This window comes from Natronocalculus amylovorans (genome assembly GCF_023638035.1).
Taxonomy (GTDB): Archaea; Halobacteriota; Halobacteria; order Halobacteriales; family Haloferacaceae; genus Natronocalculus; species Natronocalculus amylovorans.
Window position 1 is genome coordinate 46,054 of record NZ_JAKRVX010000006.1, and the last position, 18,668, is coordinate 64,721.

Annotated in this window: 22 protein-coding genes and 1 tRNA gene; 7 read left to right on the forward strand and 16 right to left on the reverse strand. The window is 51.4% G+C overall.

The window, feature by feature from the left end; all coding sequences use genetic code 11:
- Positions 1 to 109 precede the first annotated feature (109 nt).
- Positions 110 to 1,012, forward strand: a complete 903-nt coding sequence (locus tag AArcSt2_RS12980; RefSeq protein ID WP_250585235.1) for a DMT family transporter — start codon at positions 110 to 112, stop codon at positions 1,010 to 1,012.
- A gap of 14 nt (positions 1,013 to 1,026) precedes the next feature.
- Here the strand turns inward: AArcSt2_RS12980 and bcp are convergent, their stop codons facing one another.
- From bcp to priS, 3 genes are read right to left on the reverse strand one after another with little or no spacing between them, the layout of a single operon-like run.
- Entirely contained in the window at positions 1,027 to 1,485 is a 459-nt protein-coding gene (gene bcp, locus AArcSt2_RS12985; RefSeq protein WP_250585237.1) for a thioredoxin-dependent thiol peroxidase, read from the reverse strand.
- A gap of 56 nt (positions 1,486 to 1,541) precedes the next feature.
- A complete protein-coding gene (locus AArcSt2_RS12990; RefSeq protein ID WP_250585239.1) occupies positions 1,542 to 2,516 on the reverse strand; it encodes a DNA replication complex subunit Gins51 in 975 nt (324 codons plus the stop codon).
- A 19-nt stretch (positions 2,517 to 2,535) separates the two neighbouring features.
- Complete coding sequence (gene priS / locus AArcSt2_RS12995) at positions 2,536 to 3,696, reverse strand: DNA primase small subunit PriS (protein ID WP_174654111.1); 1,161 nt, start codon at positions 3,694 to 3,696, stop codon at positions 2,536 to 2,538.
- Positions 3,697 to 3,799: 103 nt separating this feature from the next.
- Here priS and AArcSt2_RS13000 point away from each other — a divergent pair, with 103 nt between their 5' ends.
- The gene (locus tag AArcSt2_RS13000; RefSeq protein ID WP_174654110.1) at positions 3,800 to 4,117 is read left to right on the forward strand and encodes a DUF5785 family protein; all 318 of its coding nucleotides are present in this window, start codon (positions 3,800 to 3,802) and stop codon (positions 4,115 to 4,117) included.
- A 9-nt stretch (positions 4,118 to 4,126) separates the two neighbouring features.
- Here the strand turns inward: AArcSt2_RS13000 and udk are convergent, their stop codons facing one another.
- The gene (gene udk, locus AArcSt2_RS13005; protein ID WP_174654109.1) at positions 4,127 to 4,816 is read right to left on the reverse strand and encodes a uridine kinase; all 690 of its coding nucleotides are present in this window, start codon (positions 4,814 to 4,816) and stop codon (positions 4,127 to 4,129) included.
- Between the two features lie 136 nt (positions 4,817 to 4,952).
- On the opposite strand from udk, the gene AArcSt2_RS13010 reads away from it, so the two are divergent.
- A complete protein-coding gene (locus tag AArcSt2_RS13010; protein ID WP_250585241.1) occupies positions 4,953 to 5,501 on the forward strand; it encodes a CBS domain-containing protein in 549 nt (182 codons plus the stop codon).
- Between the two features lie 204 nt (positions 5,502 to 5,705).
- Positions 5,706 to 7,001, forward strand: a complete 1,296-nt coding sequence (locus AArcSt2_RS13015; protein WP_250585244.1) for an ABC transporter substrate-binding protein — start codon at positions 5,706 to 5,708, stop codon at positions 6,999 to 7,001.
- Between the two features lie 35 nt (positions 7,002 to 7,036).
- Here AArcSt2_RS13015 and AArcSt2_RS13020 read toward each other — a convergent pair whose 3' ends face one another.
- Genes AArcSt2_RS13020 through AArcSt2_RS13035 form a run of 4 tightly spaced genes read right to left on the reverse strand, consistent with a single transcriptional unit; the run spans position 7,037 to position 11,212 of the window.
- Positions 7,037 to 7,795: an ABC transporter ATP-binding protein gene (locus AArcSt2_RS13020; protein WP_174654106.1), complete on the reverse strand. Its 759-nt coding sequence runs from the start codon at positions 7,793 to 7,795 to the stop codon at positions 7,037 to 7,039.
- Positions 7,795 to 8,700 (reverse strand): ABC transporter ATP-binding protein, encoded by a 906-nt coding sequence (locus AArcSt2_RS13025; protein ID WP_174654105.1) that lies wholly within the window; start codon positions 8,698 to 8,700, stop codon positions 7,795 to 7,797. Before AArcSt2_RS13025 ends, AArcSt2_RS13020 begins: the two co-directional genes overlap by 1 nt.
- Entirely contained in the window at positions 8,697 to 10,079 is a 1,383-nt protein-coding gene (locus AArcSt2_RS13030; protein ID WP_250585246.1) for a branched-chain amino acid ABC transporter permease, read from the reverse strand. The genes AArcSt2_RS13025 and AArcSt2_RS13030 overlap by 4 nt, the downstream gene beginning before the upstream one ends.
- Complete coding sequence (locus AArcSt2_RS13035) at positions 10,076 to 11,212, reverse strand: branched-chain amino acid ABC transporter permease (protein WP_174654103.1); 1,137 nt, start codon at positions 11,210 to 11,212, stop codon at positions 10,076 to 10,078. Before AArcSt2_RS13035 ends, AArcSt2_RS13030 begins: the two co-directional genes overlap by 4 nt.
- 118 nt (positions 11,213 to 11,330) lie before the next feature.
- Between AArcSt2_RS13035 and AArcSt2_RS13040 the strand changes: the two genes are divergently transcribed.
- The gene (locus AArcSt2_RS13040) at positions 11,331 to 11,816 is read left to right on the forward strand and encodes a GNAT family N-acetyltransferase (protein WP_250585248.1); all 486 of its coding nucleotides are present in this window, start codon (positions 11,331 to 11,333) and stop codon (positions 11,814 to 11,816) included.
- An 11-nt stretch (positions 11,817 to 11,827) separates the two neighbouring features.
- Positions 11,828 to 11,901 (forward strand) — tRNA-Thr (locus AArcSt2_RS13045).
- Positions 11,902 to 11,915: 14 nt separating this feature from the next.
- Here AArcSt2_RS13045 and AArcSt2_RS13050 read toward each other — a convergent pair.
- From AArcSt2_RS13050 to mvk, 4 genes are read right to left on the reverse strand one after another with little or no spacing between them, the layout of a single operon-like run.
- Positions 11,916 to 12,206, reverse strand: a complete 291-nt coding sequence (locus AArcSt2_RS13050; protein WP_250585250.1) for a DUF7976 family protein — start codon at positions 12,204 to 12,206, stop codon at positions 11,916 to 11,918.
- Positions 12,203 to 13,249: an Mrp/NBP35 family ATP-binding protein gene (locus AArcSt2_RS13055; RefSeq protein ID WP_174654100.1), complete on the reverse strand. Its 1,047-nt coding sequence runs from the start codon at positions 13,247 to 13,249 to the stop codon at positions 12,203 to 12,205. Before AArcSt2_RS13055 ends, AArcSt2_RS13050 begins: the two co-directional genes overlap by 4 nt.
- A gap of 59 nt (positions 13,250 to 13,308) precedes the next feature.
- Positions 13,309 to 14,049 carry an isopentenyl phosphate kinase gene (locus AArcSt2_RS13060; RefSeq protein WP_250585252.1) on the reverse strand — a complete coding sequence of 247 codons (741 nt, stop codon included), beginning with the start codon at positions 14,047 to 14,049 and terminating at the stop codon, positions 13,309 to 13,311.
- Positions 14,050 to 15,066, reverse strand: a complete 1,017-nt coding sequence (mvk, locus tag AArcSt2_RS13065; RefSeq protein WP_174654098.1) for a mevalonate kinase — start codon at positions 15,064 to 15,066, stop codon at positions 14,050 to 14,052.
- Positions 15,067 to 15,372: 306 nt separating this feature from the next.
- Between mvk and AArcSt2_RS13070 the strand changes: the two genes are divergently transcribed.
- On the forward strand, positions 15,373 to 16,215 hold the full coding sequence (locus AArcSt2_RS13070) for a VOC family protein (RefSeq protein ID WP_250585254.1): 843 nt from the start codon (positions 15,373 to 15,375) through the stop codon (positions 16,213 to 16,215).
- Between the two features lie 65 nt (positions 16,216 to 16,280).
- On the opposite strand, the gene rpsB is transcribed toward AArcSt2_RS13070, so the two are convergent.
- From rpsB to AArcSt2_RS13090, 4 genes are read right to left on the reverse strand one after another with little or no spacing between them, the layout of a single operon-like run.
- Positions 16,281 to 17,093, reverse strand: a complete 813-nt coding sequence (gene rpsB, locus AArcSt2_RS13075) for a 30S ribosomal protein S2 (protein WP_174654096.1) — start codon at positions 17,091 to 17,093, stop codon at positions 16,281 to 16,283.
- Positions 17,090 to 18,292 carry a phosphopyruvate hydratase gene (gene eno / locus AArcSt2_RS13080; protein WP_250585256.1) on the reverse strand — a complete coding sequence of 401 codons (1,203 nt, stop codon included), beginning with the start codon at positions 18,290 to 18,292 and terminating at the stop codon, positions 17,090 to 17,092. The genes rpsB and eno overlap by 4 nt, the downstream gene beginning before the upstream one ends.
- A complete protein-coding gene (locus AArcSt2_RS13085) occupies positions 18,292 to 18,468 on the reverse strand; it encodes a DNA-directed RNA polymerase subunit K (protein WP_174654094.1) in 177 nt (58 codons plus the stop codon). Before AArcSt2_RS13085 ends, eno begins: the two co-directional genes overlap by 1 nt.
- Complete coding sequence (locus AArcSt2_RS13090; protein WP_174654093.1) at positions 18,465 to 18,659, reverse strand: DNA-directed RNA polymerase subunit N; 195 nt, start codon at positions 18,657 to 18,659, stop codon at positions 18,465 to 18,467. The genes AArcSt2_RS13085 and AArcSt2_RS13090 overlap by 4 nt, the downstream gene beginning before the upstream one ends.
- Positions 18,660 to 18,668 lie beyond the last annotated feature (9 nt).

An 18,668-nucleotide genomic window follows, 5' to 3' on the forward strand; every position in this document is an offset into this window, starting at 1 on the left:
AATCCAACACGAATATTCAGTTTATTTCACCGGAAACGTGGTGTGGTGGCTACACTGTCACACAGTCAAAAGCAGACCACATATCACGGTTGAGCGCGCGTATACCGATGTGGCATCATTTCGATCTATTGGCCTTTTTGCGTTGTTAGCAGTATTTTGGGGGACAACCTACGTTGCGATCGAGGTTGGGCTTGAAACGCTTCCCCCACTTTGGTTTGTTGCACTCCGATTTGACATTGCTGCAGTGGTGCTGTTAGGATATGTTTTGTTACGGAGTACCCAACCGCTTCCACAGACCCGAGGTGATTGGACTGCCGTCGCTATCAGTGCATTTTTTATTATTGGTGTAAACAATGCGCTTCTCTTTGTTGGCCAGCAGTACACGACGAGTGGGATCGCAGCGATTGTATACAGCCTAGTACCGATTACAACGGCTGCGTCAGTTGCGTTGTTGCTCGAGCGTGGCCGGATTGATACAGTCGGCCTTATTGGAATCGCTGTCGGACTCGTCGGTGTGGGATTGGTTGCACAGCCTGATCCGAATAATCTCACAGGAGGAGTCACATTCGGGGTGGGATTGATTTCGATCGCAGTCGTCTCGATTTCGATCGGGAGTGTCCTGTTGCGTCGTGTCGAAACAGCGACTCCAAGCGTAACGATCACCGCATGGGGATTGCTTGGCGCAGCGATCGGTGTGCATCTTGTGAGTGGCGTATTTGAAGCAACAGCCGTGAACCCATTGCACGATCCGCTTGCAGTTATTGCCCTTGTATATTTAGGAATTTTTCCGAGCGCAATCGCCTACAGCATTTATTTCACACTATTAAACGAATTAGGTCCATTTGAGATTAATCTTGTATCGTACGTTGTACCGATTATTGCGACCATTGCTGGATGGCTTCTGTTGGGTGAGTCAATTACAGCAACCACTGTTCTCGGGTTTCTAACAATCTTCTTTGGTTTTGTGCTGCTCAAACGAAAACAGATTGCCGATTCAGTAGCTAATTGGTGACTGTCCGAACAACGTTACGACGACAGATCAGAGAGAATCTCTTCGGCGTGTCCCTCGGGCGAGACGCCTTCATACACATGTGTAATCGTCCCATCAGGACCGATAACGTAGCTGTTCCGAAAGACGCCATCAAACGTGTTCCCAAACATCTGCTTTTCACCGTATGAGTCATACAGTTTTGAAACGTCTCCATCCGGATCAGACAAGAGCTCAAATGGGAGATCGTATTTATCAGCGAACGTGCGCAGGTCGGACACCGGGTCATCACTGACTGCAAGCACGGAGATACCCGCATCAGTGAACTGATCCCATGCATCGCGAAATCCACAGGCTTCGGTTGTACAGCCGGGTGTGTCTGCGCGTGGATAAAAGTAGAGTACAACGTGTGAGCCACGATAGGTTTCGAGTGAGACGTCGTCTCCATCCTGATTTGGAAGTGTAAACAGTGGGGCGTCGGCTCCGTTAGCAAGCATATCCCCACTCCGGCCGGTGGCTGCAAAACAGTTCCGAGAAACAGCATCAAAGATTGTTATTTGAGTAGCTCAGCGGCGTCCCGATCGACTAATGGCTTTGCATTGGCTGCTGGTAGTTGGACAATATCCTCTGCTTTCAGTGTGTACTCGCGCTCATCAACACCAAAGATAGAGCCAACATCGGCCTTGATCCGAACAGTTTGTCGATCGGTCTCTGTCTCTGTCTTGGCGCTTGTCCCACTTGCGTCACTTTTCTCACCAGACACAGTGTCTGACCGTGTTGTATGCTGCTCGGAAACAGCACCTTCCGAGTCGGACGAGTCAGTGGTTGACGGAGATGGCGTCTCCGCTGCCTGCCCATTCGCACTTGCACCGCCAACCGGCCCCTCCGGGGGAATGCCATCAGGTGCAGAGGCTGGAGAAACCGGTGTATGCTGTTGTTCTGCATCTACATCGGATGTTGGAGATGAATCAATTTCTCCGGCAGTAGATTCGTTTGCTGTCGGTGATGGAGAATGGTTTGGTGTGGGTTCTGCGTCTGTACCCATCACATCAGCCAACATCCCATCCGTTGACGTCTCATCCGCAGGTTTCTCTTCGGCGGTGTCTGTCTGGGTTTCTAAACTGGTCTCCATCGGAGACGATCGACCCGTAAGTACACTTAAAATCTCGGCTTTGTGCTCTTTAATCCGATCGACAAGTGAAACAAACAGTTCGTACTCTTGGGTAGTCATACCCTCCTTATCAACAGGCATCTCTGCAGCAGCAAAACTAGAGAGTTTGACTACCTTTCCAACTCGTCGCTCGTACAGTGACTCGGAAATATCTTCTGCCGTTTCAATCTCATCGGACATCCGGCGAATCTCCTCATCGGAGAACGGATTCTCAACCTGCTCTGCGCGACGATCGCGCGCTGATTTGAGATCCGAAAGATAGGTTGCGACCTCCTGATAAAAATCGTCACGAAGATGCTGGAGGCTATCTTTTCGGCGCTCGGTGTCCTGCACAGATCGGAGTTCGTCAAGATTCATTCGTTGTAGAGAGCTGGTGTTATTCGCGTGCTTTCGTTGCGTCGCCTCGACACATGAGGAAGAGACCGACGTATTCCGGTACGATACTCACACCCTCGGGTAACTTAGTAGTATCGCCATTAAGTTCGACAGTCAGTGGCTGTTCGCAGTTGACTGCGATTTCTTGACCAATAAATCTGCGTGGGACTGCATCACGAAGGGGGTCAAATGATTCAAGTTCCTCTCGTTCGATCCGTTTGACTTCTAATCCGCTGCCACCATGAAGCGTTCCTGGAAGTCGAATAAGACGGTGGATGTCCGTCGTGACCGGCTCATCAATCGGTGCAGTCTGTTCTGTGATAACCTGCTCAACAATTGCATCCACCAATATCCGGATACCTGGCCCACCGGCCTCCATATTGCCTGCGGCGATTGCATCCGGGTTTCGGACGACGGCACCGTAGATTGTTTTTGCTCGACCTGCACCAATCCCATCAACGGATTCAAGCCGCTCGATCGCATCGGCTTCAGACATCGATTGGAGCTCAGTCGTCAGTGTTAACAGTTCAGCGTGAATGCGTTTTCCCCAACCGCCATGGTTCCGCAGCATTCGTTGGGTCGTCCCTGCTTTCGAGACCGTTTGGATCAAACTCTCTGTGTCCAATGCAACACCGCGGACATAGTCGACAATCTCTGTTCGGCCATCACTACCGAGCGATCGGACTGATTCATCCCGAACGTGTACGTGGTATCCTCGTCCACCGGAGAAGACAATCTCCATATCGTTGAATGCAAAATCATCTTCAAGAAAAGAAAGTAGTCGATGCAAGATATTTTTACACTCTGCAAGCATCTCTTTATACGTCGTTTCGTCTGGGTCCACACCTGGAAGATGGTCTGCATCAAGGTCGAACACAAGATCGGCTTCGTTCCAGCCTTTGTTACCCATCGTACTAGCACCAGGATCGCGATACCGCCCCGCCGAAAAATATGCATGCCGTGGTGCAGTCCGCGTGAAGAAATCAGAAAGATCGCCGAGATCAAGCTGTGACTGGTGTCGGATCATTGTTGTCCCATTTCCAGCAGTCCATGGGATATGGCCCCACTCACGCTCATTTGCAGCCGGTGGCGGTGTTATTGTCGCTTGTCGGTAGTAGTCCCGAAAGCGACCGTGGAGATAGTTTCGTGTCCGATCGTCCATTGACCTCTCGTTATTTCGCACCGGCTAAAGGCATTACCGTTCACTTCGGCGTGTCCCAAACTGGAACGTAACGACTATCCCACCTCGTTTGTAACAAGTGAGCATGGATTGGCCACACGACCCAGATGGAGAAAAAGGGAGTGAGGGTGGACGGAACTACGGCCACGCGATTATCGCAAAGAAAATCGACGAGCAGGAAGATTTCCCACTCAATAAAGACGAGTTTGTCACCGAGTATGGGGACGATCCTGTCCGGATTGATTATGAGACGGTCGTTTCCGTGCGAGAAATCTTTGAAGAAGTGCCTGAAGCGGAATTTGAAGACTTTGTTGAACTTCATCAAGCGCTTGGTCGGGCAATGCGCCGAGGTGGATACTGGTTCTACGAAGGTGCAGACGAGTTTGTTCGGACTCGCGGATAATTCTCTCAGCTAATCGTCTTCTATTTCTAACGTCCCTGTGAGCTCGTTCTCAATTGAATCACGCTCCCAATTCCGACTGCTGTTCCCTTCGACCTCTGTTCGAATCTTCTCCTCAAGGAGGTTCACCGCCACGCTATTTGCACCTTCAGGAATGATCAGATCCGCGTGGCTCTTTGTTGGTTCAATGAATTGTTCGTGCATCGGTTTAACAGTATCAAGATATTGTTGCATTACACCTTCCAATTTCCGACCACGGTCAATAACATCGCGCTGAATACGCCGAAGAATCCGAACATCTGCGTCAGTCTCAACATAGAGCCGGAGATCAAGCATCTCTGTGACCTTTTCATCATAGAGTGCAAAAATACCTTCAAGAACAATTACGTCCGTTGGCTCAACGATTGTCCGATCGGATTTTCGGTTATGAGCGGTGAAATCATACTCTGGCATCTCAATCGATCGCCCTTCAAGCAGGTTCTCAAGTTGGGTTCGCAAAAGCGACCACTCAAAGGCGGAGGGATGATCGTAGTTCACGGTCTCACGCTCTTCGATCGGAAGGTGGCTGAGGTCTTTGTAATAGTTGTCAACGGGAATGCGTGTGACCGAATCACCCACATTTTCCGTAATTAAACGAGCCACGGTTGTCTTTCCAGCACCAGTGCCCCCTGCAATGCCGATAACAAACGATGGAATAGTCATTACGCGCCGTAGGAACCGCAGTGTGTTTGAAACTACGGATTTTACGCAGAGAAAAATGTAGGTGCTGAGTGTACGACGCACACAAATATAATGATTCTGCATGCATCTTTTACTCTCCTGCCGTGTATCTCCACCCATGCAAACTACTACCACAGCACGAGATATAATGCGTCATGAATTTATTGGTGTCAGTGAATCGGATACGCTCGCTGATGCGGCATCACTGCTTACCGAAGAAGAATCGGACTCCATAATCGTTCTTCGTGGAAATGACCCCGTCGGCCGACTCACAGTCCACGATATGCTTGAAGCGTTGCTCGAGGGTGATCCAGTAACTCGTACAGTCGGAACGCTTGTGCGTGAAAATCCAGTTATTGTAACAGCCGACGCTGCTCTTTCTGCCGTCCGCGAACGGTTCTTTACCGACGATACCTCGTCAGTATTGGTTGTCAATGGAAATGGGCCGATCGGTGTCGTAACAGAACGGGACCTGCTGTTAGCAACAGGTGAGATAGATGCTGACGAGTTCTTGTCTGAGCACCAACCAACTGAACGGGAGCAGTCAACTGACGCACAGGATGAGTTTGGGGCACATCATAGTGTTTGTGAAGTCTGTGGGTCTCTCAGTGCAGCGCTTGGTCGCGTCAATGGACAAATGCGCTGTCCAGACTGTATTGAAGTCTGAGAGACACATATCCGGTGTTACAGATCAGACTATCCGCGACCCCAAAATCAAACGTTTTGAGAGACTGCCACTGTGTGCTATATCACCGATAGCATCTGGGAAAGAGTGGCTCTACTGTGTATATTTGGTTTTGTTACCTCTTATTTTTCTGAAAATATCGTGTTGAGGGCTAAGTTTATACAGTCCACTGACATTCCGTATGCTATGGTACGTGATATTGACAGACGTACGTTCGTGACTGGGGCCGCAGCGATCGGTGCTGCAGGGCTCGCAGGTTGTACTGGAAACGGAAACGGAAATGGCAACGGCAACGGTGACGGAAACGGAGACGACAGTGGAAACGGCAACGGCAACGGTGGCGCTGGCCGTGAGGTCTCGCTCGGTGTACTGATGCCGATTACCGGTGATCTTGGATCACTTGGTGGGACGATTCGTGACGGTGCACTTCTTGTTAGAGACCAACTTGAGGATGCAGGTGTGGACTACGATATTAATATTGTCGAAGGGGATACACAGACCGACCCGACCGCTGGTGTGAGTGAAGCAAACTCGATGGTAAATGCTGGTGTTCCAGCAGTCGTTGGCCCGGCAGCATCCAATGTAAACTTCCAAGTTGTAGAGAATGTATTTATCCCAAACGGTGTTGTTGGTATGTCTCCATCAAGCACAGCACCTGGTGTAACTGACCTTGATGATGATGGCTACATTTTCCGGACCTGCCCGAGCGACGCGCTCCAAGGACAAGTGATGGGAGAGGTTGCACGCGATCGGCTTGAAGCTGAGACCGCTGCAACACTATTCCTTAACGATGACTATGGACAAGCGCTCGAAGCAGAATTTGTCTCCGCGTTTGAAGAAGATGGAGGAACCGTTCTCAATCAAGTGTCTTTCGAGCCTGAGCAGCCGTCATACTCACCACAGCTAGGAGATGCACTGGATGAAGACCCTGACACGCTAATGGTTGTTGGGTTCCCACAAAGTGGTATTCAGCTCTTCCGTGACTACTACTCCGACTACGACACTGGGGTCGACATTATTGTCCCGGACGGACTTCGTGATTCGGACCTCCCCGGTGAGGTTGGCAACGATATGGAGAACGTCATCGGAACAGCGCCGCTTTCAGATGGACCTGGAAGCGACTTCTTCAATGAATCGTATGAAGAAGCCTACGATCGGAGCCCTGGTGTATTCAACGGACAGGCGTACGACGCTGCTGCGGTGCTCATCCTCGCAAACATTGCTGCAGGGGATAACGATGGCACTGCGATCCGCGATGAGATTCGAAATGTCGCAAACCCAGATGGAGAGGTCGTTGGGCCAGAGGATCTCCCAGAAGCCATTGAAATGGTTGAGAACGGCGAAGAGATCAACTACCAAGGTGCATCCAGCAGTGTTGATTTCGACGATAATGGAGATATGATCGCAGTCGCCTACGAAATCTTCCAGTTCCTTGACGGTGGAATCGAGACACTTGATACACTCGATTTCGAAGCTGAATAATCCGATAGAACAAAATCGATTTTTTTTTAGCGTGCTTACCCGCCGAGGAACTGCTGTCTTACGTCTTCATTGTCTAACAGCGCACGACCCGTGTCCATGTATCGATTCTCGCCTTGCGCAAGAACGTATCCACGATCGCAGCGGCGAAGCGCCTCTTTTGCATTCTGTTCAACCATCAAGATCGCCGTTCCATCATTGTTGATTCGGTCGATTCGATCGAACATCTCTTGAACCAAATCAGGTGCTAATCCTGCACTTGGCTCATCGAGCAGGAGTAGGTCTGGATCGAGCATCAGTGCGCGAGCCATTGCGACCATTTGCCGTTGCCCACCGGACATTGTCCCTGCTTTCTGATTCTGTCGTTCACGGAGTACTGGAAACCGATCGAACTGAAGTTCGATCCGATCTTCGGGAACTTCATCGAGAATATAGGCACCCATTTCGAGATTTTCACGAACAGTAAGCGTTCCGAATACATTGTCATTCTGTGGGACATATCCAATGCCTTTGTGGATAATTTCGTCCGGCTTAAATCCATGAATCTTCTCGTCGTTGAATACAACTGATCCGCCCATGTACGTCGTCAGCCCAAAGACGGACTTCATAACGGTCGACTTTCCTGCGCCGTTTGGTCCAACGATCGTTACGTATTCTCCCGCTGTAACATCCAAATCAACAGCAGTTAGAATCTGAAGATCGCCATATCCTGCGTCGAGGTTTCGGACTTCAAGTAACTCTGTGTCCGTATTTAGGGAATCTGCGTCGCGCTCTTCAGCTGCCTGTTCGGTGGCCATTAGATATCCTCCCCAAGGTATGCATCAATCACTTGGTCATTGTTTTTGATCGCCTCTGGCTCTCCTTCTGCCAGTACTTTTCCTTGGTGCATCACAATCACGTGTTCACAGTTTTCCATAATAACATCCATATCGTGCTCAACAAGGAGGAATGTAAGCCCCTCATTCACTCGAAGGTCATGAATCCGGTCGAGAATCTTCTCTTCCAGTGTTGGGTTCACCCCTGCCATTGGCTCATCTAACAGCAATAGGTCTGGATCTGTCATGAGCGCTCGGGCCATCTCCAATAGTTTTCGTTGTCCACCAGAGAGTGTCCCAGCTTCTTGTTCTGCAATGTGGTCAATCTCAAAGAACTCAAGCATCTCCCACACTCGCTCTCGAAGCTCCGCTTCCTGTTCAACAACAGTACTCCGTGCGCCAGGGACGACCGATCGCCAGAGGTCTTCTCCAAGTTGGTGCTTTGGTGCAAGCATCAGATTCTCAAGGACCGTCATCTCAGGCAGCTCTCTGGCGATCTGGAACGTTCGAACCATGCCTTTGTTGGCAATTTCATCGGGGCGCCTGCCAGTAATGTCCTCTCCGTTGAATGTCACCGTGCCACTGTTTGGTTCGAGCGCACCTGCGATGAGGTTGAATGTCGTCGATTTTCCGGCACCATTTGGGCCGATCAACCCAGTAACAGTCCCAGATTCGACAGTAAAACTCACACCGTCAACAGCAGTAATTCCACCAAATGTTTTCCGAAGGTTATCCACCGATAGTGGGACTGTTCGGGGCGTGGACGCAGCCGCTCGTTCAACTTCGGAGTCTCGTGATTCTGGCTCAACAGTGGCCGTACCACCCTGTGATGTTGAGGCGGTCTCTACAGCCTCATCTATGTGTGTCTCGTCAGATGCATCGCTCATTGGTTCTCACCTCCATCGGTTGCCGTTGTTGGTTGTTTTTCTGGACGCGTTGAGAGGTCAACCGCTGCAGCAGGCTCGTTTCGTCCACCAAGTGCTCCATCAGGCCGTGTCTGAATAATAATAATGAGGACGGTCCCAAGAAGCACGAACACAAGTGCCGATCGGTTTGCAACTGCATACGCGAAAAATGGCGTAATATCTCCAGATAGAATCGGGGCCACTGCGTCACCGAAACTGTTCGGTGCACGTCCAAAATCAACGCGATTACCAAGCGCACCAAGTGCACGACGTGGCCCTTCAAACAGTAGCCCAACAAAGAGTATGGAACCGATGATGCTCCCTGTATTGGAGCCGGAGCCACCGATAATAACGGCGACAAAGATGTAGAATGTAACAACAGGCATGAAGTCGTTTGGACTGACAAAGCCAAAGCTTCCCTGCCAAAGGATTCCGGCAAGCCCCATCAGCGCACAGCCGAGCATGAATACTTTAACTTTGAATATTTCAACATGTTTACCGAGCGAACTTGCAACAAGCTCATCCTCCCTGATTGATTTCAGTACTCGCCCAAATGGCGAGTTACCGATTCGAGATAAGAGCCAATAGAATCCGAGCAAGACCACTGCAAGCACCAGCACGTACGCCCATTCTACGACCACATTTTGTTGGATACCAATAGGATCTGTGACAGCGAAGACAGCATCACCAAGTGGTGTTGGGTTACCTGCTCTCCCACCCTCAAAAAAGAGCGTACGAACTGGCCCTGCTGGGGATGGTACCTGAATTCCGCTTCCTGCACCGGTTCCAGCACCGCCATCTGGAAGAAATCCAACTCTGGAAGTGATTGTACTCGTCGCTCCCTGTATCCACTGGTTGAATGCTTCGGAGTTGTACGTTAACCGAATAATTTCGGAGAGGCCAAGCGTAACGATCGCAAGGTAGTCCGCCTTCAACCGAAGGGCAGGTAATGCAGCGACAAGCCCGACAAGCGCTGCTGCGACCATTCCACCAATAATGCCGATCGGAACCGGGAGTCCCAGTCCCGGAGGGCTCCCTGCAGGGTCACCAGATAACATTGCCATTGTGTACACACCAACAGCCATGAACCCTGCAACACCGATATTGAACAGTCCGGTGTATCCCCAGTGGAGATTGAGTGCAAGCGCCAACATTCCGTACACCAGTATGAGGAATGTGAGGAATCGGAGTGTACTCACAACGCTGTTTATCCCCTGTCCAAAGACAAAAATCGTAAACAGCGCGTAGATGGCGAACAACGCACCAAAGACCAACAGTAGGTCTGACGATCGGCGCGAAAGTCCGTCAAAGAGGCCACCTAGTGGTCCGTCTGCACCTGCATCCGAGTTGGTATCGCTCATGCAGTAGACACCCCACTAAAGATCCCTTCAGGGCGGAGTAACAACACCAAAATCATGAGCGCAAATGCGGCTGCTTCATTGAAATCGGATGGGATCCATACAAGTGAGACTGAGTACGTAATACCGATCAGAAGCCCACCAGCGATCGCCCCATAGATCGATCCGATACCACCGAGAATCACTGCTGCGAAGATCAACAACAACAAGAACCAACCGAGGTTGAATCCGATCGTTCCACGATCGAGTACAACGAGATAGCCGGCAACCCCTGCAAGTCCACCACCAATGACCCATGTTGCTTGGACAATCCGTTCCGTCGGAATCCCCGTCACTAGTGCAAGGTCCTGATTGTCAGCCATTGCCCGCATTGCTTTTCCGAGCTTTGTTCGCTGAAGCATAAAATGCATGCCGAGCATGAGTGCAACTGCAGCAACAACAAGGGTGACCTCATGCAAATTAACACTTAGACCAGCAATATCGACACGGACATCGGTTGTGTCGACAACACCGCGGTTGCTTGCACCGAACATGAACTGAATGATGTATCTGAGTGCAAGTGCCACACCAATACTGGCAATCAAGAGGCTGATTCCACCTCGGCCGCGCATCGGTTTGTACACGATTCGATCGATCGCAAGCGCAAGCAGAATCGTCACCCCTGCGGCAACCACCATTCCAACAAGGATCGAAAGCGGTGCCTGAACGATGCTTGCTCCGATCTCGTCCGCAAACGGTGCACCACCTCCCGCTCGGACAAACAGGAGTTCCCCAACACTCACGACACCGAAGCCAGCAACAACGTAAGACGCTGCCCAGCCTGCAAATGCGCCCGACGTGAGTAGGTCCCCGTGTGAGAAGTTTGCAAAACTAAGGATACTGTACGTCATCGATAGCCCGATTCCAGCAAGTCCAATAATCAATCCAATAACAATACCATTCCACAACATTCCGCCAAACCGTTGTGCTGAGAGTGACCCACCGAACGACCGGTTTGCAGTGAGTGCAATTTCGACTCCGGCCAACCGGAACAAAAGATCAACCAGCAACAACGCACCAAACACACCCACAAGAATGAGTGGTGCTTGTTCACGGATCGTGTGACGATCTAAACGACGTGACTCAGTGACTCCCATGCGTACGTATCACAAACTATCAGGGTTGCCGCAGAATACATAACTCTTCGCTCTTTCTGTCAACATTTAATAGCGAAACATAAGCTATTGGGGCACAATCTGCTAGCTGACACCGCTTGTGACCATCATAACTGCTGCGACAGCCGCGGATATTGAACCGATCGTCGATGCATGGTTGTTGCTCGCGCGGGATCAACAGCGATATGGGTCCACACTGAAGATCGAAGAGAATCGAACAGCGATCCGAAAGGAAGTGACACACCTCATTGTTGCTGATAATCTCTTTGTTGCCCGTCGCGAAGGTGAGCTCTGTGGCTTTGTCATGTTCCATACCCAAGACGGGGTTTATTCTGAGTCTGTCTCTCGTGGAACTGTCACAAATATTTTTGTACTGCCAGCATACCGCGGAGAAGGAATTGGTTCAGCACTACTCTCAAAAGCAGAAAACGCACTCTATGAAGACGGTGTGGACCTCGTTACATTGGAGGTCCTTGCGGAGAATGTAGATGCAAGACGATTCTATGACCGTGAAGGATATTCGCCACACCGCATCGAGGTTGCAAAAGAATTCGAAAGGGATAACAACTCACGGGAACACAGATAACTTGCAGGCGCGCTAGGAGAGCATAGGCGGTTTATGCACTCGACTTGTAATCGAGACTTCCGGGGTTCAAATCCCCGTCCTAGCTCTATTTTGTTCCGACTATTTTCTGAGCCCACCGGATTCCTTGATCGACATGATATGTCGAACGTTTAGGTAGATCTCTTCAGGAGATGTCTCTTCTTCACCATCATACAGATCGCTCACACGGTACAGGATAGCCGATAGCTGCTTACTTTCTGATGATTTTCCTCGAACATCTTCCGCGATCTCTCGAAGCAGTGCAACCCGATCGCCGTCTGGATTAAATGTCTGGTCATTTTCGGGAGCCATCTGCCAATCGACGTCAGCGGCATCCAATGCATCATCCCCAGCTTGGTCGTCCCCATTCATTGACCACTGGCCTCGCGGCGACGAACAATGCCGACATTGTTTGCAACGTTCTCAGTGAGTGTTTTGAATGCGTCTGCGGTTTCTGAGTCATCGCGAAGGACGATCGGCTCACCACCATCACCACCGCTTCGAACAGCTGGATCGAGTGGGATCCCACCGAGGAATGGAAGCTCTTCTTCGGCTGCAAACGCTTCGCCGCCACCAGAGCCGAATACATCGTGAATGCTGTTACAGTCGGGACAGCGGAATCCAGACATATTTTCAGCAATCCCAAGTACAGTTGTCTGATGCTTTCCAAACATTCGGAGCCCTTTCTTTGCATCATCAAGCGCAACCTGTTGTGGGGTGGTTACAATCACGGCACCAGTTAGTGGAAGCGTCTGTAACACGGTGAGTTGTGTATCTCCCGTTCCAGGAGGGAGATCAAGCACCATATAATCAAGCGACCCCCACTCAACATCCTCAACCAACTGTGTGAGGAGCTTATGCACCATGGGGCCACGCCAAATAACTGGATCATCGGGCCCAACGAGGAAATCCATACTCATGAGCTTCATCCCGTATTTTTCCGGTGGGATGATTGTCCGATCCTCTGTTGCTTCTGGATGGTCTTTTGCGGCAACCATTCGTGGGACATTTGGACCATACACGTCCGCATCAAAGAGCCCAACTCGTGCGCCAAGTTTTGAAAGCCCTGCTGCAAGATTTACTGCAACAGTTGACTTTCCAACCCCTCCTTTGCCTGACGCGACTGCAATAATGTTTTCAACGCCCGGTAGTACATCATCACTCGCGTTCATACCGGATGGTATTTTTGCCGTCAAATCGATCGCATATCCGGTCTCGGATAGCGCTTCTCGGACGTCAGCAGCGATCGAACTCTCATGAGGTGAGTATGGTGCACCTAGTGCAAGCGAGATTCGGATTGTTTCTTCATCATCATCAACATCGATCGCGTTGACAAGCCCAAGCGAAACAATATCATCTCCAAGTGCAGGGTCCACAACAGCTTCAAGTCGTTGGGAAACAGCGTCCGCATCCATACACACCACTCCGAGACTGTGCCGAATAAGGATTGTTGTGTACGCAGGTCTATTGACGGTTACTGAGAGCCATCAATATAGGTTCCAACAGCCTCCCCGTCAAGAAACGGCTGAAGCTGTTCTGGACCAAAGATTGTGGCTGGTGCGCCCAATGAAAGCAACGTTTTGACTTTTCCAGCCATGCCACCGCTTACGTCTGTGCTTTCGCTGCCACCAAGATAGGCTTCAACATCATCATATGAATAGATCTGCTCAATAACATTGTCTTCGTCATCTAACACGCCAGGGACAGTCGAGCAGATACCGATCCGGTCGGCCGAAAGTCCTGTTGCAACATGCGTGACGACCTCATCACCGCTTAGAACGGTTGCCCCATGCTCTTCATGTGCAATCACGTCGCCGTGGAGGACTGGGACTGCCCCCTCTTTAAGAAGCCGATCGATACTGGAAACCGGAAGCGACAACGTCCCATCTCGATCCCGTTCCGCAACAGAAAGCGGGTGCACGGGTACTGCAGGAATCGAACGATCGTGCAGGACGTCCAACACTGCAGTATTGAGTCGCTTCATCGCAGCATGCACTGCGTAGATACCATCCCAGTTTGTAGTCCCCACTGTCGTCGAAATACCATGTTCTGCGGCATGGACATGACCGAAGCTTCCACCACCATGGACAATCACTAACGGCTCGCTAACCGACATAAGTGCATCTGCAGCAGCCGCTAATGCCCTGGTATCGACCGTTTCTGGAGTGTTTTTGTCTGTGATAACACTTCCACCCAGTTTGAGTACGGTGACCATCTATGGCTCCTCAACGCGAACGCCATCCATCGAGAGCTCGGCTCGGAATGCATCCTCACAGCCAGGTGTAAACCGAAGTGCAGTCCGTGTCTCCGGTGTTGAGTCAAGCGCGACAATGCATCCTCCACCACCTGCACCAGTGAGCTTTGCTCCATATGCACCGGCGTCGCGGGCTGACCATACCATTGCATCCAACGATCGGGACGAGACGCCAAGCGCAGATAACAATCCATGATTGAAGTTCATCAGCTCACCAAGTTCCGTGAGTAGCTGTTCGCTCGGTGCAGCAGTTGGATCCGACTCCGCCAGCAGGAGTTCGCCACGGCGAACAATATCACCAATCGACGATACGGTATCTGCAGCGAACGAATAGGTGTTTTTTAGCTCTCGAACGCCCGAAACAAGTGTCCCTGTATCTCCGGCCCCGCCATCAAACCCAACAACGATCGGCAGTCGTGGCGTTTCGATCGTCTGACAGTCATCACCTTCGACTCGAACAGCGCCACCCATTGCTGAACAAAATGTATCTGCCCGTGAAGCCTGTCCGTCTTGAACCTCAAACTCCGCTCGATATGCTCGATTCGCAACTTCACGTGTTTCAATCGGTGCGTCAAGCGATCGTGTTGCAGCGTCAATCAATGCGACAACGACCGCAGCAGACGACCCAAGCCCCGCTCCAAGTGGGATATCGCTCTCGACAGTAATATTGAACCCCGCTTTTGGTGATTCCGCAGCAGCACGTGCCTGTCGGACTGCAGCGTCAACATATCCCATTGCCGCATCAACAAGCGAAGATGGAACCGCAACATCCGGTCGATCACCAGTTGAGCCATCATATTCGACTGTAAATCCATCAAGTGTTAGATCGCGTGCCTCTACCCGAACGTGATCATCTTCTCTTGGTTCAACGGTGACGCGTGCGCGCCGTTCGATTGCACAGGGGATCGCAGGCTCCCCATATACGACGGCATGCTCGCCGAAGAGATACACTTTGCCCGGTGCGCTTGAAGTAGTCATATTCATGCGTTGTTGTGAACTGTTAGGTACTTTTCGGGACTAGTTTACTGATGATGCTGACGAGTTACTTGTCCGTTGTTTTTATATCTTCGCACGTATTGTGTCACGTGTGGTGCCGTGATGGGGCCCTCCCCGGAGTGGCGTATACCACGGAGAAAGGGAACTGGGGAATGCCGCACAATCCACATTTGTGGATCCTTATCGCATGCTATGTAATTGGTAGTCAGAACTCTTAGCAGCTGCTATGTAGTCTGAGAACCCGCGCTCACGCATACTGCTTTGAGGACACGTGTGCTACCCACTCGTATGTCTGGCAACCTATCGATCGACCACATTGCAACAGCATGGAGTAATCACACAACCGCAGTTGAACAGTTTACAGACGGTGGACTCTCACCACAGTTTGGTGGCGAGCACGCAGATGGAACAACACAAATGTCGATCGTTCCATTCGCTGATGGGTCGTACCTTGAGCTGATATCACCGACCGAAACAACACAACCGGGCGAGACAGTCAGATGGTCAACGCACATTGGGACTGATGCAGGCCCGTGTGCCTGGGCAATCGAACCCGAGGATATTGTTGCCGCTGCTAAACGATCGATTGACGCGGGCGAACCGATCGTCGGACCTCAACAAGGTGGACGTACCCGTCCAGATGATGTGATGATTGAGTGGGACGAGCTATTTGTTGGACCGGAGTCCGATCGGTTCGCACTTCCGTTCTTTGTCACTGACCGAACACCGAAATCATATCGTGTCCCATCCGAGTGGGCACACGACGGACCGATTACTGGGATTGCTGAACTCGGTATCGCAGTCTCTGCGATCGAACCGTGGGCAACACGCTTCAAGCGACTGTTTCGAATCCCAACACCGATCGAGACGTCAATCGAATCGATCGATGCAATAGTCGCATCGATCCCAGGTGAGCCAGTCTCGTTTCTCTCACCAAAGAACCCACACAGCCCACTGAAAACGCGGCTTGACAGATATCCGCCGGGGCCGGCGTACTGTTTGTTTGCAGTCGAGGACCTCTCACAGGCAGTCGACATGTATCCCGTTTCATCGCCAACGACATTCGGCAATCAGTCAGTCTGTTGGTTTGAGGGGCCGCTTGGTAAACAGTTCGGCATTGTTGAGAATTGAACGACGACGGCAGTCGCTCAGTGTTATTGGACAGCCGAAGAAAATACGTCGCTGTGTACTGGGTGTTACAGTTCGTCCTCGAAGTCTTCGAGGGCGTAGACTGTGCCAGCGTTTCGGCGATCGAGCGTCTCATTGGCAAGGAGCCAGTAGACAACCGACAGCGCACGGCGACCTTTGTTGTTCGTCGGGATGACGAGGTCGACGTTCGAAAGCTGGTTGTTTGAGTCACACATTGCGATGACTGGGATTCCAACCGTAATCGCCTCTTTGACTGCTTGGGCGTCACCAATTGGGTCAGTAACAACGACAACATCCGGCTCAATGTAGCCTGCGTAGTCCGGGTTGGTGAGTGTTCCTGGGATGAACCGACCAGTTCGTGCACGTGCACCGATCGCATCAGCGAACTTCTCCGCTGGGAATCGACCGTACTGTCGTGACGAGGTCACGAGAATCTGCTCTGGGTTGTAGTTCGCAAGGAAATCAGCAGCGACACGGATTCGGTTATCCGTCTGGCTTACGTCAAGGACATAGAGACCATCGTCACGGACACGGTGAATGAACCGTTCCATGTCTTTTGTCTTCTGCTGCGTACCAATGTGAACACCGGCTGAAAGATAGTCTTCAACTGGAATGAGGAGGTCTGCCTCATCGTCTGGCATCACATCCTCGTCGAAGACTGGTTCTGGATCTTCTTCAGCCACATCTTCTACTGCTTCGGCTTCAGAAGCATCCTCTTCGGCTGCTTCATCAGCGGGCAATTCTTCTTCCGCGTCCGTATCAGGATCGACGGCTGGCGCTGCGCCAGCGTCGGCCACGTCGGCCTCTTCGTCAATCTCCTCGGCCGCGGTCTCGAGTGCGTCGTTTTCGTTTTCGCTCATACTGCGTCTTCCGCGATTCTAATGAGTTCGTTTAGCTTAGCTGTACGTTCGCCGCCAACTGTTCCGGTCTTGATGAATCCAGCGTCCGTTGCCACTGCAAGGTGAGAAATTGTGGTATCTTCAGTCTCGCCGGAACGGTGCGAAATGACCGTCTCATATCCGTTCTCAACGGCGAGTTCGATCGCATCAAACGCATCCGTCAACGTCCCAATCTGATTTGGTTTAATGAGGATGCTGTTTGCTGCACCTTGCTCAATTCCATCTTGAAGTCGCTCGGTATTGGTTACGAAGAGATCGTCACCACAGATGAGCGTCTGCTCACCGACGCGGTCCGTCAGGTCAGCAAATGCTTCGTAGTCATTCTCATCAAGTGGGTCCTCAACATAAACCAAGTCATACTCTGTGACAAGCTCTGCAATGTATTCGACCTGTTCGTCGACAGTCTTCTCTTCGTCACCGTAGCGATAGACACCTGCATCGGCGTCATATAGCTCTGCTGCAGCGACATCAAGTCCGAAGCCGATCTCAAATCCAAGGTCATCGGAGACGAGATCAACGGCTTCTTCGACGATTTCGAACGCTTCAGCGTCGGAGACTGCTGGTGCCCATGCACCTTCATCACCTTTTGCTGCCGGGATGCCACGTTCATCAAGCAGGTCGCCGATCGTACCGTGTACTTGTGCGTTTGCAAACACCGCTTCAGAGACACTTGGTGCACCGACTGGTGCAGAGAGGAACTCCTGAATATGTGTCGCATCTTTTGCGTGTTCGCCACCACCGATCACGTTACCGAGTGGGACCGGAAAGTTACGGCCACGGAATGCACCGCCAAGATGCTGGTACAGCGGTGCACCAAGCACATCTGCGCCTGCTTTCGCTGCAGCCATTGAGATTGCAACCGCGCTATTTGCACCAATTTCGGAGAAGTTGTCAGTACCATCTGCAGCACGGAGTGCTGCATCAACTTCGCGTTGGTCATCTGCGAACGTCTCAAGCAGTCGTGGGACTGCATGTTCGCGTGCATTTGCAATTGCCTCCTCGGGTGGGAGTTCGATCGCTTCGTACTCGCCGGTCGAAGCACCAGACGGCGCTGCAGCGCGGCCGAAACCACCGGACTCTGTCAGTACATCTGCCTCGACAGTGGGGTTTCCACGTGAGTCGAGAATACGTCGGAGTGAAATTGACCTAATTTGTGTCATTAGTTACCTCCCCGATTAACGGTGAACGGTAAGACACCTGCATCATATTCCTCTGCCGCAATAAGGATTGGTTCACTCTGTGCAGTCTCAACAAGCACTGGGGCGCCATATGAGACCTGCAGCGCTCGTGCTCCAAGGATGCGGGCTTTTTCGTAACGGTTGTAAGTTCCTTTCATTGGTACGGTGAGACGACATCGACAAGATCGGCGTGCGATACCATCATCCGTCGACAACAGTGGCGGTTCACGCCGAGGTCATCAAGCACTTTTTGTGGGTCCTCGTCTCCCGCTTGCGCGCGAGCCTGAAACTCTTCGTAGTGCTCGGAAACAACCTTACCACACGTGAAACACCGGACGGGAATCATCATAGTTGAATC

Excerpts from the sequence above, each read along its gene's own strand:
- bcp (WP_250585237.1), bottom strand. The coding sequence starts at position 1,485 with ATGCTTGCTAACGGAGCCGACGCCCCACTGTTTACACTTCCAAATCAG.
- AArcSt2_RS12990 (WP_250585239.1), bottom strand. The coding sequence starts at position 2,516 with ATGAATCTTGACGAACTCCGATCTGTGCAGGACACCGAGCGCCGAAAA.
- priS (WP_174654111.1), bottom strand. The coding sequence starts at position 3,696 with ATGGACGATCGGACACGAAACTATCTCCACGGTCGCTTTCGGGACTAC.
- AArcSt2_RS13000 (WP_174654110.1), top strand. The coding sequence starts at position 3,800 with ATGGATTGGCCACACGACCCAGATGGAGAAAAAGGGAGTGAGGGTGGA.
- udk (WP_174654109.1), bottom strand. The coding sequence starts at position 4,816 with ATGACTATTCCATCGTTTGTTATCGGCATTGCAGGGGGCACTGGTGCT.
- AArcSt2_RS13010 (WP_250585241.1), top strand. The coding sequence starts at position 4,953 with ATGCAAACTACTACCACAGCACGAGATATAATGCGTCATGAATTTATT.
- AArcSt2_RS13015 (WP_250585244.1), top strand. The coding sequence starts at position 5,706 with ATGGTACGTGATATTGACAGACGTACGTTCGTGACTGGGGCCGCAGCG.
- AArcSt2_RS13020 (WP_174654106.1), bottom strand. The coding sequence starts at position 7,795 with ATGGCCACCGAACAGGCAGCTGAAGAGCGCGACGCAGATTCCCTAAAT.
- AArcSt2_RS13025 (WP_174654105.1), bottom strand. The coding sequence starts at position 8,700 with ATGAGCGATGCATCTGACGAGACACACATAGATGAGGCTGTAGAGACC.
- AArcSt2_RS13030 (WP_250585246.1), bottom strand. The coding sequence starts at position 10,079 with ATGAGCGATACCAACTCGGATGCAGGTGCAGACGGACCACTAGGTGGC.
- AArcSt2_RS13035 (WP_174654103.1), bottom strand. The coding sequence starts at position 11,212 with ATGGGAGTCACTGAGTCACGTCGTTTAGATCGTCACACGATCCGTGAA.
- AArcSt2_RS13050 (WP_250585250.1), bottom strand. The coding sequence starts at position 12,206 with ATGAATGGGGACGACCAAGCTGGGGATGATGCATTGGATGCCGCTGAC.
- AArcSt2_RS13055 (WP_174654100.1), bottom strand. The coding sequence starts at position 13,249 with ATGGATGCGGACGCTGTTTCCCAACGACTTGAAGCTGTTGTGGACCCT.
- AArcSt2_RS13060 (WP_250585252.1), bottom strand. The coding sequence starts at position 14,049 with ATGGTCACCGTACTCAAACTGGGTGGAAGTGTTATCACAGACAAAAAC.
- mvk (WP_174654098.1), bottom strand. The coding sequence starts at position 15,066 with ATGACTACTTCAAGCGCACCGGGCAAAGTGTATCTCTTCGGCGAGCAT.
- AArcSt2_RS13070 (WP_250585254.1), top strand. The coding sequence starts at position 15,373 with ATGTCTGGCAACCTATCGATCGACCACATTGCAACAGCATGGAGTAAT.
- rpsB (WP_174654096.1), bottom strand. The coding sequence starts at position 17,093 with ATGAGCGAAAACGAAAACGACGCACTCGAGACCGCGGCCGAGGAGATT.
- eno (WP_250585256.1), bottom strand. The coding sequence starts at position 18,292 with ATGACACAAATTAGGTCAATTTCACTCCGACGTATTCTCGACTCACGT.
- AArcSt2_RS13085 (WP_174654094.1), bottom strand. The coding sequence starts at position 18,468 with ATGAAAGGAACTTACAACCGTTACGAAAAAGCCCGCATCCTTGGAGCA.
- AArcSt2_RS13090 (WP_174654093.1), bottom strand. The coding sequence starts at position 18,659 with ATGATGATTCCCGTCCGGTGTTTCACGTGTGGTAAGGTTGTTTCCGAG.